This is a genomic window from Paramagnetospirillum magnetotacticum MS-1 (genome assembly GCF_000829825.1).
Lineage (GTDB): Bacteria > Pseudomonadota > Alphaproteobacteria > Rhodospirillales > Magnetospirillaceae > Phaeospirillum > Phaeospirillum magnetotacticum.
In genome coordinates this window covers 1-12747 of the sequence record NZ_JXSL01000026.1, presented here as the reverse complement: position 1 = coordinate 12747, position 12747 = coordinate 1, and the positions used below count along the sequence as shown (strand labels likewise).

The following is a 12747-nucleotide window of genomic DNA, read 5'->3' as shown; positions in this document are numbered from 1 at the left end:
ACCATCACAGCATCGCCATGTAAATGGCTGATGTCGGCGATTGTAAACTTTTGTAAACATCCGCCTGAGGAGGAAGACGATGGTGGGTTCAGTCGGGGGAAAGCCCCGCCACCATCGCCCCCATCGGGCCGTCGAGGGTGTGCGCAGCCCGATATTCCCTCTTTTATCCCGCCCTAATGCGAATGACCGGTACCGCCGTAGGATGGGGAGCGCTCGGAATCGGCGTTGCGGTAGCGCCCCGTGGGCTCACAGGCGGCAAGCGCCAGTACTGCGACGATCAGGATGGTGAGCTTCTTGGACATTAGGCGCTTTCTGGGGTCAGTGTTGCGGAGTGTGGAGAGGCGATGATGGCTCGGCGAGGGGGGAGCGCCGACCATCATCGCTCGCCCGCAAAAACGGTCGGCGCCGATGACCGTTCTCGCCCCGAAGCGGCGTCGGGGGTGATGACGCCGCTTCACTGGACTTACTTCGGCTGGTAATTGTGCTCGGTCGGATGGGTGATCTCGGGGAGCTTCAGCCAGGCACGGACCACATCGAGCCGCAGCATCGCCTCGTGGTCATTGCCGCCCTTGCACAGCGACTCGGCCTGACGCATCTGCCCGTTCATATAGGTTTCGGACATGGCGTTGTGGTCGTGATCGGCTCGGGTCTTCTTTTCGGCCAGCTTGCTGTAGGGATGCGGCACGGCCTTCCAGGCGGCCTGCATTTCCGCAACTTGGCCTTCGCAAGCCGGGGCGGCGGAAGCGGACGTCGCGGCGATGGCCATCAGGGTAACGGCGGCAACGGCGAACAGGGTCTTCATGGTCAATCTCCTTCTCGATTTCCGTCGCGTCCTGCGACTGCCCCATTGGAACAGGGCTTCGGACATCGTCAACGACCTGAATTGTAAAGTTTTGTAAGTTCCGATCGAGAGATGGGGCCGGCCCGTGAAGTCCGGCCCCATCCATTACCGGATAATCGCGGTCCCTACTTCTTGGCGGGCGGCGTGACGGGCATCTGGTGATCCCCGCCCGACGGAAGGGTATGGGGATCCAGCGGGACGTTCTTGGCATCGTGGGCCGGCTTCGTCTGCGGCCCCATCTGATGCTCTGGACCCGTCATGATCTGGGAATGGGTATCGACCGGGATATTCTTGGCGCCATAGGCCGGCTTGGTGTCGTTGTTCATCTGGTGGTCACCACCCGACGGAAAGGTGTGAGGGTCCAGCGGTTCCGACTTGGTCTGGGCGAAGGCCGGCGCGACCGCGATGGCGGCGAGGACGGCGGCGGCGATCATGAGCTTCTTCATTTTAGTCTCCTCGGTGGGCGGGGCGTTGCCCCCCTGTGGGGCCCCTGCTTCCCGCGACACACCTATTGGACCACCTGTACGTAAATGGCAGACGACAGCGCGTGTAAAGATTTGTAAAGCCAGCCTGAGGATCAATATATCCCGAAAACCCTGATCCCACCGGGGCCGAAAGCCTTGACGACATTGTCCTCCTTCGGGCCGTCCATTCCCGGGGAACCTGACGGCATGCCCGGCGAGGCAATCCCTGTGAAGCTGGGACGCTTGGTCAGCAACTTGTCGATGGCCTCCACCGGCACATGACCCTCCACCACATAGCCATCGATCTTGGCGGTGTGGCAGGAATGCAGGCTGTCGGGCACCTGAAGGCGCCGTTTCAGGTCTTCCATGTTGTCGACGTCGATGACCGTGACCTTGTAGCCATTGCGCTGAAGGTAGGTCGCCCAGCCCTTGCAGCAGCCACATTGCGGATTCTTGTAAACGACGGCCTCGCGTGCCGCGACGGGTGACGGCTGGAACGCGACAAAGGTGGCGGCAGCGCCCAGAGCGACAGCACCGGCGAGAATGAGACGTCGAGGGATCATGGGTTTCATCCTGTCTGGTTCATCCGAAATAGCGTTTCAGTTCGACCGCCAGTTCCCTGCGTATATCCCGGTCGGTGCCGTTGCCGTAATGGGCGTAAAGCTCATTGGCACGGTCGAGAAAGCGATCCAGCAGTTGCGGATCGAAATGCCGCCCGCGCTGCTCCGCCAGAAGGTTGCTGGCCAATTCAAGGGGAAAGGCCAGCTTGTAGGGCCGTATCGAGGTCAGGGCGTCGAAGACGTCGGCAATGGCGAAGATCCGGGCCAGCAACGGGATGTTCTCCCCTGTCAGGCCCTGCGGATAGCCACTTCCATCGAATTTCTCGTGATGGCCGCCGATGATCTCGACGGCCGGAGCGAGCCAACGGGACTGGGCGACAATATCGACGCCATGGCGAACATGACTTTTCATCACCTCGAATTCGTCGGGACTCAGCGAGCCGGGCTTGAGCAGGATGTGGTCGGGAATGGCGATCTTGCCGACATCGTGCAGGAAGGCGCCGCGGATCAGGTGGCGAATCCGCTCGGCCCCCAGCCCCATGCTTTCAGCCAGGCGGATGGCATAAAGGGTGACCCGGTAGTTATGGGCGTCGGTGTCACTGTCGCGCTTGGCGATGGCACTGCCCAGGGTGACCAGCGCATCGAGATTGGCCTCGATGGCATCGCGGGCATGGTGCAGCACCTGTCGTTCGAGCCCGAGGATGAGCGGGATGAGGATCAGGGTCGAGGTGACGACGATGAGGAAAACACCCGCCACGGACCACACGACCTGCCGGAACAACTCACGGGCCAGGGGCTCCTCGACGCGGTAAAGGCCGGTGAACCGGCCGACGGTATCGGCAAGGGGAAACGACAGCAGCATGTAGGTTCGGCCGCCATCGGTGAAGTTGAGGTGGCTATGCTCGACATCCGCCGTGGACAGCAGGGTGTCGAGCCGCTGCCGGGCGGACGTGGGCATATCGCCTTGCCGGATTTCCTGGGTGGGACTTCCATCGCCCGCATCGACCCGGAGGTAAAGGAAGCCGCCGGTCGCCAGGGTGGGCGCTCCGGTCGCGCCTTGGCTCCCGCGCAGGGCGTGGATGAGGTGAAGGGCCTGATCACGGGCCAACCGCTCGACCAAGCTGTCGAGCCGCTCCATCTCCACCATGTAGGTGATCCCGCCGCCAAGAATGGCCAGGACGATGCCGCCCAGCCCGATCAGGCCGACGATCTTGCGCCTCAATCCTCGCAGCCGGCCGGTCGTCATGTTGTCCTCGTCAGCTTCACCCGTTTGCGTCGTCAGTGATGGCCATGGGAGTGGGAATGACCATCATGCTTGTGTGTCGGCGCGGCTGCTTCCGCCACCGGTATGGCGGCGGGGGTAGGCATCGCCCCCGTGTCATGCTGGTGATGGCCGGCGGCTTGATCGATCTCAGCCGTAAGTCTGACGTACTCCGCCTCCGTCATCTTGGGCAGTTGCAGCATGAGGGCGACCACCGGCCACAATTCCTCATCACCGTGATCGGCCCAGGCGGGCATACCCGACATCTTGATGCCGTTCTTGACGATCCAGAACAGTTCGGCCGGGCCACGATGCTCCGCCGCATGGCGAAGATCGGGGGGCGCGGGGTACATTCCGCGGGCGATGACGTCCGGCTCGATGCCGGGAGCGCCGTGGCAGACGGCGCAATGGGCACGGTAGTGCTCGACACCCGCCATGATGCTGACCCGATCCTCCAGCCCGGCCGGCACGGCAATGCCAGCGGCGGCGTTGCGGATGGAATGGTCCCGGATCGTCTCGATCGCCCAGGTGGTCGCCGGCCAATGCCGGGTTCGGGCCGATACGTCGAAGGTCGAGAGGGCAATAGCGGCGGCCCCGCCGATGGCGGTGAACAGGCCCGCCGCGATAAAAGTGATGGAGCGCCTATTCATGAGCCTCTTCCTTTCGGTTCGGCAGACCCCGCTGCTTGATCAGGCCGTAGATGGCCGGGATGACGATCAGGGTGAGGATGGTGGACGACACCATGCCGCCGACCATGGGCATGGCGATGCGGCGCATCACCTCCGAGCCGGTGCCGGTACTCCACATGATGGGCAGCAGACCGGCCATGATCGCCACCACCGTCATCATCTTAGGCCGCACCCGCTCCACCGCGCCCTCCATGATGGCTTCGTAGAGATCGGCACGGGTGAAGGGCAGCCCCTCGGCGACGCGTTTGGCCTTCAATTCGTTCAGGGCGTGGTCGAGATAGATCAGCATCACCACGCCGGTTTCGGCGGCGACGCCAGCCAGGGCGATGTAGCCCACCGCCACAGCCACGCTCATGTTGTATCCCAGAACCCATTGCAGCCACAGCCCGCCCACCAGGGCGAAGGGCAGCGACAGCATGACGATCAGGGTCTCGGTCACCCGCTTGAAGTTGAGGTAGAGCAGCAGGAAGATGATGGCGATGGTCAGCGGTACCACGATCTTCAGCTTCTCGATGGCGCGTTCCATGTACTCGAACTGGCCCGACCAGGTGACGAAGTAACCGGGCGGCATCTTGACCGACTCGGCCACCGCCTTCCTGGCATCGGCCACATAGCCGCCGATATCGCGGTCGCGGATGTCGACGTAGATATAGGCCGACAGCAGGGCGTTCTCCGTGCGGATGCCAGCGGGGCCCTTGGACAGCCGTACCTTGGCCAACTGGCCCAAAGGCACCTGGGCGCCGTCCATGCCCGACACCAGCACCCGGTCGGCGATGGCCTGGGGGTCGGAGCGGAACTCGCGGGGATAGCGGACATTGACCGAGAAGCGCTCGCGCCCCTCCACCGTGGTGGTGACGGTCTCGCCGCCGAGCGCGGTCAGGATCACCTCCTGGAAATCGCCGATGGTGATGCCGTAGCGGGCCAGTTGGGCGCGGTCGGGTTCGATATTGAGGTAGAAGCCGCCGCCGATACGCTCGGCATAAGCCGAGGTGGTGCCGGGAACAGTGCGCACCACCGCCTCGATCTGGCGGGCGATCTTCTCCATCTCGTCCAGATCCTTGCCGAACACCTTGATGCCGATGGGGGTGCGGATGCCGGTGGACAGCATGTCGATGCGGGCACGCAGCGGCATGGTCCAGGCGTTGGACACGCCGGGCATCTGCAAGGCCTTGTCCATTTCGGCGATCAGCTTGTCGGTGGTCAGGCCGGGCCGCCACTCTGCCTCGGGCTTGAGGTTGATCACCGTCTCGAACATCTCGGTGGGGGCAGGATCGGTGGCGGTCCCGGCGCGACCGGCCTTGCCCCACACCGATTCGACCTCGGGGAAGCTCTTGATGATCTTGTCCTGAGTCTGGATCAACTCGGCCGCCTTGGTGATGGACAGGCCGGGCAGGGTGGTCGGCATGTAGAGCAGGGTGCCCTCGTTGAGCGTCGGCATGAACTCGCTGCCCAGTTTGGACAGCGGGTACCACGACGCTGCCAGGGCGGCCAAGGCCACGGCGATGGTGACGATCTTGGCCTTCATCACCCCGGTGATCATCGGCCGGTAGCTCCAGATCAGGGCCCGGTTGATGGGATTCCTGTGCTCGGGAATGATCTTGCCCCGAATGAACAGCATCATCAGCACCGGCACCAGGGTCACCGACAGCAGCGCCGCCCCCGCCATGGAAAAGGTCTTGGTGAAGGCCAGCGGCTTGAACAGCCGTCCCTCCTGGGCCTCCAGGGTGAAAACGGGGAGGAACGACACGGTGATGATCAGCAGGCCGAAGAACAGGCTCGGCCCCACCTCGATGGCGGCGGCGATCAGGGCCTCGGCCCGGCTGTCGCCCGGTTTCATGCGCTCCAGATGCTTGTGGGCGTTCTCGATCATGACGATGGCGGCGTCCACCATGGCCCCTACCGCGATGGCGACACCGCCCAGGCTCATGATGTTCGATGTCATGCCCAGGGCCTGCATGACGATAGCGGCGATCAGCACGCCCACCGGCAGCATGATGATGGCCACCAGGGCCGAACGCAGATGCAGCAGGAACACTAGGCAAACGGCGGCGACGATCAGGCTTTCCTCGATCAGGGTGTGCTTGAGGGTCTCGACGGCCCGCAGGATCAGGTCGGAGCGGTCATAGACCGCCTTGATGGTGACGCCTTCGGGCAGGCCGGAGGAAACCTCGGCGATCTTGGCTTTGACCCGTTCGATGACGTCCAGCGCATTCTGGCCGAAGCGTTGCAGCACGATGCCGCTGACCACCTCGCCCTCGCCGTTCAGTTCGGTCAGGCCGCGCCGCTCGTCGGGGCCGAGCTCGACCCGAGCCACGTCGCGCAGCAGCACCGGGGTGCCACGTTCCGACTTCAGCACCAACTGCTCGATATCGGCGATGCCGCGCAGATAGCCGCGGCCACGCACCACGAATTCGGTCTCGGCCAGCTCTACCACCCGGCCGCCCACGTCGATGTTGCTCTTGCGGATGACCTCGGTGATCTTGGCCAGCGGGATGTTGTAGGCCTGCAGGCGCTGGGGATCGACCACCACCTGGTATTGCTGGACGAAGCCGCCGACGCCGGCCACCTCGGCCACGCCCTCGGCCTTGGCCAGCTGGTAGCGCAGATACCAGTCCTGGGTGGTGCGCAGTTCGGCGAGAGTGCGGTCCTTGGCCAGCACCACGTACTGGTAGACCCAGCCCACGCCGGTGGCGTCGGGGCCCAGTGTCGGGGTCACCCCGGCCGGCAGGCGCTTGGCGGCGAAGCTGAGGTATTCCAGCACCCGCGACCGCGCCCAGTAGATGTCGGTGCCGTCCTCGAAGATGATGTAGACGAAGCTGACCCCGAAGAACGAAAAGCCGCGCACCGTCTTGGAGCGGGGCACGCTCAGCATGGCGGTGGTCAGCGGATAGGTGACCTGGTCCTCCACCACCTGGGGGGCCTGACCGGGCACCTCGGTATAGAGAATCACCTGCACGTCGGAGAGGTCGGGCAGGGCGTCCAGCGGCAGATGCTTCACCGCCAGGGTGCCGGCGCCGACAATGAACAGGGTGGCTAGTAGCACCAGGAAGACATTCTTGGCGGACCAGCGGATGATGGCGGCGATCATGATCGGGCTCTTCCCACTCTCAGTGGTTGTGGAAGCTCTGGAGTGCGGCGCGCAGATTGCTCTCGGCGTCGATCAGGAAGTTGGCGCTCACCACCACCTTTTCCCCTTCGGCCAGGCCTTCCTGGATCTGAATCAGGCCGCCGGCCCGGACGCCGACCTTGACCTCGCGCGGTTCGTAGCGGCCTTCGCCGCGCTCCACCAGCACCGCTTGCTTTGTGCCGCTGTCCAACACTGCCGAGTCGGGGATGGTCAGGACCGGCCGGTCGGCCACAGGCGAGGCCAGCTCCACCGCGCCGTAGAGGGCGGGCTTCAGGTGGCCGTCGTGGTTGGGCAGTTCGATCCGTACCTTGGCGGTGCGGGTCTCAGGCGTCACGGTGGGATAGAGGAAGGTGACCTTGCCGGTGAAGGTCAGACCCGGCAGGGCGTTAAAATTGACGCGGGCGGTCTGGCCGAGATTGACCTGAGCCAGATCTTGCTCGAATACCTCGGCGATCACCCAGACGGTGGAAAGATCGGCGATCTGGTAGAGCATCTCGCCCGGCATGAAACGCATGCCCTGGATGGCCCGCTTCTCCAGCACGATGCCCGAGGCTGGCGCGGCGAAAGACAGGGTGCGGGTGATCTGGCCACCCTGACGCAGCTTCTCGATCTGGGCGGTGGGGATGTCCCAGTTCTTCAGCCGCGCCAGGGCGCCATCCGCCAGGGACCGGGCGGCATCGCGGGCCTCCGGGCTGGCGTTCTCCAGGGATTTTGCCCCCGTGGCGGCTACCAGGAATTCCTGCTCGGCCAGCACCAGATCGGGGCTGTAGACCTCCATCAGCGACTGGCCGCGTTTGACCGCCTGACCGGTCTGGTTGACGTTGAGGCGCTCGATGTAGCCCTCGAACTTGGACGCCACCACATGGAGGTTGCGCTCGTCCACCTGGACCGAGCCCACGGCGCGGATGGAGCGGGCCAGGGTGGTCATCCGGGCGGCCTCGGTGCGGACGCCCAGCTTCTGGACCTTGTCGAGGCTGACCTTCAGGGTGGTGCCGTCGTCCTCACCCTCATAGACCGGGACGTAATCCATGCCCATGCCGTCCTTCTTCGGCACCGGGGAGGTGTCGGCCAGACCCATGGGATTGCGATAGTAGAGAATCTTGCCCTTGCCAGCCGGCTTGGCGGCAACGGGTTCCGGCTCGGGATCGGCGTAGACCGGGGTGTAGTCGCGGCCCTTATCGTCCTTCTTGGGCACCGGCGAGTAATCGGCATTGCCGTCGGGATGCTGGTAGAACAAGATTTGGCGCTCTTTAGCGACCTGCGCCGCCGCGTCGTGGCCGGTATGGGAGCCGGCGGCAGCTGGCGGTGTGGCGGTATTGGTCGCCGGGGCTTTGTGCGGTTGGCCGGAACGGCCCAGCCAGTAGCCGCCGCCCAGGGCGGCGATAACGGCGACACCGCCGAGCAGGATGGCGCGTGTGGTGCTCATAGGTCGCCTCCCACCAGCTTCTCCAGTTCGGCCAAGCGCATCTGCTGCTCGAACAGCACCTTGATCAGGTCGATGTTAGATTTCCACAACTGCTGCTCGGTCTGCAGCACGTCGATCAGATCCGACCGCCCCAGTTCATAGCCCTTGGCGGCGGCCTGAAAGCCGATCTCAGCCTGGGGTAACTGGCTTTCGCGCAGCAGCCTCTCCACCTCGCGGGCGGATTTCAGGCTGATCCAGGCATCGGCTACCTCGTTGCCCAGTTCGAGGGCGCGCAGCTCGCGTTTGGTCCGGGCGGCGCCGGCCATGGCCTTGGCCTCGCCGATTTCTGAAGTGCGCAGGTTCCATTGCAGCGGGATGTTCATGGCGACCATGGCCTCATAGCCGCGCCATTCGCCCTCGCGCTTGACCGCCCCGGCGGTCAACTCGAAATCGGGATACCAGCTTTTCTCGGCCAAACTAAGTGCCTTGTCCGAGCCCTCGATGGTCACTTGCTGCGCGATGATCTCGGGATTGGCGCTTTGGGCCCGATCCGTCAAGGCGGTGAGGTCGAGGGCTTCCATGGCCGGGATGACGCGCGGTGCCGGGGCTTCCACCAGGGGAGCATCGAGCGGACGGGCCAGCAGGCGGTTGATCTTGACCCGGGCCTTGCGGCGCTCACCGTCCATGCGGACGATCTCGGTGTCCAGCACCGACTTCTCGACCTCGGAGCGGGTAACATCCTGCTGCCGCCCCAGGGCTTGGCCGTAGCGGGCCCGCGCCAACTTGGCCAGGGTGTCCAAGCGCCCCCGAAGATCACGGGCGGCATCAATTGCCAAGTGAGCGGAATGGTATTCGGCATAGGCCACCTTGACCTTGGCCACCAACTCGTTCTCCACCTGCCGCTTGAGGATGGCGGCCTTGCGCGCCCCGGCCTCGGCGATCTCGCGCTTCAGGTCGCGCTTGCCCCAGAACGGCAATTCCTGGCTGACCCGCAGCTTCTTGGTGGTCTGTGAGGCCGGATTAGAGGGGAAATTGCCGCCATTGCGGTTGGTGCTCCAATCCTCGACCGCCAGCGACACCTTGGGGTCGGCCAGCGAACCGGCGCCATCGACCTTGGCCAGAGCAGCAGCAGCCTCCAGGGCGGCAATCTGAAGCTCTGGGCTCATCTGGCGGGCGATGGAGATTAGGTCATCGACCGTACCGCCAACGGCAGCATTGGCCTGATGATCATGACGATGTTGGCCTTCTTCCGCCCTGGCTGCCGATGCGAACATCAGTCCAACCGCGACCAAAGCCGTTACCGCAGGATTTCGCCGGTTCATCGCCATATTTTCCTCTTCCGATTGGTATCAGTGCTTGTGGTCGGCGCTACTGTGGGCAGCCGCGGCCGCGACGAAGGGCACGGATCCCGAAATGGTCGTGGCTTCACCCTGGACCTTGGCGGACACCGTTAGGGTCCAAGGCCCCGCCATGCCGATATCCGCGGTGAAAGGGTAGATGCCCTTCCCATCAGGAGTGTTGGGCGCCACCTTGGTCGGCATTGGGGCCATGTTACCCATGGGCATTTCCATCCTGGGCTGAAAGAGAATGGCGCCCGCCACCGGCTTGCCATCGGGCAGATGGATCAGTCGTACCGCTACCGTGGCTGTGGAGGAGACCGCCACCTGAGAATCCACCGCCTCGAAACGGTAATCCCTGGGGTCGGCCAAGGCCGTACTCGAGGCGGCACCCAGGCCCACCACCATGCTCATCACCGCCATCAACTTCAGTCGCATCGTCGGCTCCCGATCAAGTCAAACCTGACAATCGGTATACGCCCCAGGGAGAAGGATGGCGTGTAAATTTATGTAAATGAGCAAGACACGATTCTTTACCAAATCCCCTCTCGCACCGTAGCCACGGTGGCGGTAATGATGATCTGTAAGTCCGAAAGACCGGAGAGTTCTCGAATGAGGTCATTGCTTCCCGATTCCATCGCCGGTCGGACGATGATCGTCCTGTTGATCGGGCTGACGCTGTCGCACATCGCCAGCACCTGGGTGCTGTCCTCCGACCGCCATGATACTCTCATCGAAACCAGCGAACGCCTGTGCGCCGATCATATTGCCGTCATCGCCCATCTAATCGAGCGGGCTTCTCCTCAAGACCGAGGCGCCATCGTCGGTGGGCTAGGTGGGGCACTGACCGAAATCACCCTGTCGGACCAGCCCAAGGTCGGTCTCATTCACCAGGATGAGGAGGAACTGTCGTTGATGCAAACGGCACTGCAGCCCTATTTTGGGGCGGTGGAGCATCCCCGCCTGCATGTGGTGCATCACCGAACGGAAAGCGGAGAGCAAGCTGGATTTTGGCGGAACTTAGCTGCCGGCTTCCCCCATGACCGGATTATGCAGGTGTCTTTCCAGTTGGAGAGCGGAACCTGGGTGAACTTCGACATGGCCATGGTCCGTGCCGCCACCCTGTGGTCGCCCCATGCCGCCCTTTCGACTCTGGTGATGATGGTCGCCGTCCTGGTGTTCGGCACCTGGGCCACCGGCTGGGTGGGCCGCCCGCTGGCCACCTTCGCCACCGCAGCTGACCGCCTGGGCCGCGATGTCAATGCTCCCCGATTGCCCGAGGGCGGGCCGCGCGAGGTTCGCCGCGCCGTAGCGGCCTTCAACGAAATGCAGAGCCGTATCCGTCGCTTCGTCGAGGATCGAACCCAGATGCTGGCTGCCATCTCCCATGACCTGCGTAGCCCCATCACCCGCCTGCGTCTGCGTACAGAACTGCTACCCGAGGGTGAGGGGCGCGACAAGATGTTGCGCGACCTGGACGAGATGGAAACCATGGTGGCCTCGTCCCTGGATTTCGCCCGTGGCGAGGCGGTCGATGAAACGACCGAGACCATCGACCTCGCCGCCACGCTGGAGGCCATCTGCGACAACGCCGCCGACATGGGCCTCGCGGCGGAATTTGAATGGGAGCGGCGCTTGGTCTGCGCCTGCCGCCCCGCCGCGATCAAACGAGCGCTGGCCAATCTGATCGAAAATGCCGCCCGCTACGGCCGGCAGGCCAAGGTCAGGGCTCATGCGACCGATCAGGCCGTCGAGGTGGTGATCGAGGATTCCGGCCCCGGCATTCCCGAAGCCGAACTGGACAAGGTGTTTGGCCCATTCTACCGGGTCGAAGGCTCGCGCAACCGCAAGACCGGAGGAATCGGCCTGGGCCTGACAGTGGCCCGCGGCATCATCCGCGCTCATGGCGGCAATATTCTCCTCCAGAACCGCCAGGAAGGCGGCTTGCGTGTCACCGTGACCTTGCCGCAGGAGGGCGTGCCATGACCCATGTCCTGATTGTCGATGACGACCCTGAGATCTGCGCCCTGCTGACCCAATTCCTGACGGGACAAGGCTACACCGTTGCCACGGCAGGCGACGGCGATACCATGCGCCAGGCGCTAGTGAACGAGGCTGCCGATCTGGTGATCCTCGACCTGATGCTGCCGGGTGAGGACGGCCTGTCACTGTGCCGCCACCTGCGGGCTACAACCAGCCTGCCGATCATCATGTTGACCGCCATGGGCAGCGAGACAGACCGGGTAGTGGGCTTGGAAATGGGAGCCGACGACTACCTCGCCAAACCGTTCAGCACCCGCGAACTTCTGGCCCGTATCCGCGCTGTCCTGCGCCGGGCTGGTCAGATGATGCAGAGCGCCCCCAGAGAACCCACGCCAGCAGATGAACCAGTCGAAATCCTGGAATTTTCCGGCTGGCACCTGGACGTCTCCCGCCGCCGTCTGACCTCACCTGACGGCGTCCTGGCGGAAATAACCAGCGGCGAATTCGACCTACTGCTGGCCTTCCTTCGCCATCCCCATCAGGTGCTCAGCCGCGACCAGTTGCTTGACCTGGCGCGAGGGCGGGTTTCTGGGCCGTTCGATCGCACCATCGACGTCCAGGTCGGCCGCCTGCGCCGCAAGATGGAGACTGACCCCAAAACGCCCGAATTGTTCAAGACGGTGCGCGGTGGCGGCTATGTGCTGACGGTGGATGTGAAATATAGCTGAGATACGTATAAATATGGATTGGCTTGGAGAAGGTTCTCCTCCAGCCTCCTCCCCTCCGCCACCCCCTTGAAAATCAAGGGTTTTCGCCGTTTTACCCTCCGGCACTTCTGGCATTCCGAGGCCATTGTGCCTCACCTTTGTGCCTCAAGACAACGCCCCGAATTGGGCCGGTCCCGCAGCTTCATGGGAGTGCTTGGCCGCTTCCCTCGGCAGGTGGACCTCTACCACGTCGGCCCTACCGCCGGTCGGGCGGTGATGGCCGGGCCGTAATACTCCACCAGCACCGTGCTGGGATGGTCCGCCGTCGCCTCCTGGACGATCCGCGCCCACAGGGCATGCCCGGCATCCATCA

General features: G+C 63.9%; 12 protein-coding genes. 2 read left to right on the top strand and 10 right to left on the bottom strand.

Annotated features, from left to right (window positions below; genetic code table 11):
- Positions 1-173: 173 nt before the first annotated feature.
- The 10 genes from CCC_RS22930 to CCC_RS08535 all read right to left on the bottom strand — a co-directional run bounded on the left by CCC_RS22930 (position 174) and on the right by CCC_RS08535 (position 10122).
- On the bottom strand, positions 174-302 hold the full coding sequence (locus tag CCC_RS22930) for a hypothetical protein (RefSeq protein WP_269078874.1): 129 nt from the start codon (positions 300-302) through the stop codon (positions 174-176).
- A 161-nt stretch (positions 303-463) separates the two neighbouring features.
- Positions 464-802 (bottom strand): hypothetical protein, encoded by a 339-nt coding sequence (locus CCC_RS08575; protein WP_009871160.1) that lies wholly within the window; start codon positions 800-802, stop codon positions 464-466.
- A gap of 164 nt (positions 803-966) precedes the next feature.
- A complete protein-coding gene (locus CCC_RS08570; protein ID WP_009871159.1) occupies positions 967-1287 on the bottom strand; it encodes a hypothetical protein in 321 nt (106 codons plus the stop codon).
- Between the two features lie 131 nt (positions 1288-1418).
- Positions 1419-1868: a DUF411 domain-containing protein gene (locus CCC_RS08565; protein WP_009871158.1), complete on the bottom strand. Its 450-nt coding sequence runs from the start codon at positions 1866-1868 to the stop codon at positions 1419-1421.
- Between the two features lie 19 nt (positions 1869-1887).
- Complete coding sequence (locus CCC_RS08560) at positions 1888-3111, bottom strand: HD-GYP domain-containing protein (RefSeq protein ID WP_009871157.1); 1224 nt, start codon at positions 3109-3111, stop codon at positions 1888-1890.
- Between the two features lie 32 nt (positions 3112-3143).
- Positions 3144-3776, bottom strand: coding sequence for a c-type cytochrome (locus CCC_RS08555; protein WP_009871156.1), 633 nt, complete (start codon positions 3774-3776; stop codon positions 3144-3146).
- A complete protein-coding gene (locus CCC_RS08550; RefSeq protein WP_009871155.1) occupies positions 3769-6903 on the bottom strand; it encodes an efflux RND transporter permease subunit in 3135 nt (1044 codons plus the stop codon). The genes CCC_RS08555 and CCC_RS08550 overlap by 8 nt, the downstream gene beginning before the upstream one ends.
- Positions 6904-6922: 19 nt before the next feature.
- Positions 6923-8368, bottom strand: coding sequence for an efflux RND transporter periplasmic adaptor subunit (locus CCC_RS08545; protein WP_009871154.1), 1446 nt, complete (start codon positions 8366-8368; stop codon positions 6923-6925).
- Positions 8365-9621 carry a TolC family protein gene (locus tag CCC_RS08540; RefSeq protein WP_160295529.1) on the bottom strand — a complete coding sequence of 419 codons (1257 nt, stop codon included), beginning with the start codon at positions 9619-9621 and terminating at the stop codon, positions 8365-8367. The genes CCC_RS08545 and CCC_RS08540 overlap by 4 nt, the downstream gene beginning before the upstream one ends.
- A gap of 75 nt (positions 9622-9696) precedes the next feature.
- Positions 9697-10122, bottom strand: coding sequence for a FixH family protein (locus tag CCC_RS08535; protein WP_009871152.1), 426 nt, complete (start codon positions 10120-10122; stop codon positions 9697-9699).
- Between the two features lie 174 nt (positions 10123-10296).
- Here CCC_RS08535 and CCC_RS22765 point away from each other — a divergent pair, with 174 nt between their 5' ends.
- Both CCC_RS22765 and CCC_RS08525 read left to right on the top strand, forming a co-directional pair.
- Complete coding sequence (locus CCC_RS22765; RefSeq protein ID WP_160295528.1) at positions 10297-11670, top strand: ATP-binding protein; 1374 nt, start codon at positions 10297-10299, stop codon at positions 11668-11670.
- A complete protein-coding gene (locus CCC_RS08525) occupies positions 11667-12395 on the top strand; it encodes a response regulator (protein WP_009871150.1) in 729 nt (242 codons plus the stop codon). Before CCC_RS22765 ends, CCC_RS08525 begins: the two co-directional genes overlap by 4 nt.
- The last annotated feature ends 352 nt before the right edge of the window (positions 12396-12747 follow it).

Excerpts from the sequence above, each read along its gene's own strand:
- CCC_RS22765 (WP_160295528.1), top strand. The coding sequence starts at position 10,297 with ATGAGGTCATTGCTTCCCGATTCCATCGCCGGTCGGACGATGATCGTC.
- CCC_RS08525 (WP_009871150.1), top strand. The coding sequence starts at position 11,667 with ATGACCCATGTCCTGATTGTCGATGACGACCCTGAGATCTGCGCCCTG.
- CCC_RS08575 (WP_009871160.1), bottom strand. The coding sequence starts at position 802 with ATGAAGACCCTGTTCGCCGTTGCCGCCGTTACCCTGATGGCCATCGCC.
- CCC_RS08555 (WP_009871156.1), bottom strand. The coding sequence starts at position 3,776 with ATGAATAGGCGCTCCATCACTTTTATCGCGGCGGGCCTGTTCACCGCC.
- CCC_RS08550 (WP_009871155.1), bottom strand. The coding sequence starts at position 6,903 with ATGATCGCCGCCATCATCCGCTGGTCCGCCAAGAATGTCTTCCTGGTG.
- CCC_RS08540 (WP_160295529.1), bottom strand. The coding sequence starts at position 9,621 with ATGTTCGCATCGGCAGCCAGGGCGGAAGAAGGCCAACATCGTCATGAT.
- CCC_RS22930 (WP_269078874.1), bottom strand. The coding sequence starts at position 302 with ATGTCCAAGAAGCTCACCATCCTGATCGTCGCAGTACTGGCGCTTGCC.
- CCC_RS08535 (WP_009871152.1), bottom strand. The coding sequence starts at position 10,122 with ATGCGACTGAAGTTGATGGCGGTGATGAGCATGGTGGTGGGCCTGGGT.
- CCC_RS08560 (WP_009871157.1), bottom strand. The coding sequence starts at position 3,111 with ATGACGACCGGCCGGCTGCGAGGATTGAGGCGCAAGATCGTCGGCCTG.
- CCC_RS08565 (WP_009871158.1), bottom strand. The coding sequence starts at position 1,868 with ATGATCCCTCGACGTCTCATTCTCGCCGGTGCTGTCGCTCTGGGCGCT.
- CCC_RS08545 (WP_009871154.1), bottom strand. The coding sequence starts at position 8,368 with ATGAGCACCACACGCGCCATCCTGCTCGGCGGTGTCGCCGTTATCGCC.
- CCC_RS08570 (WP_009871159.1), bottom strand. The coding sequence starts at position 1,287 with ATGAAGAAGCTCATGATCGCCGCCGCCGTCCTCGCCGCCATCGCGGTC.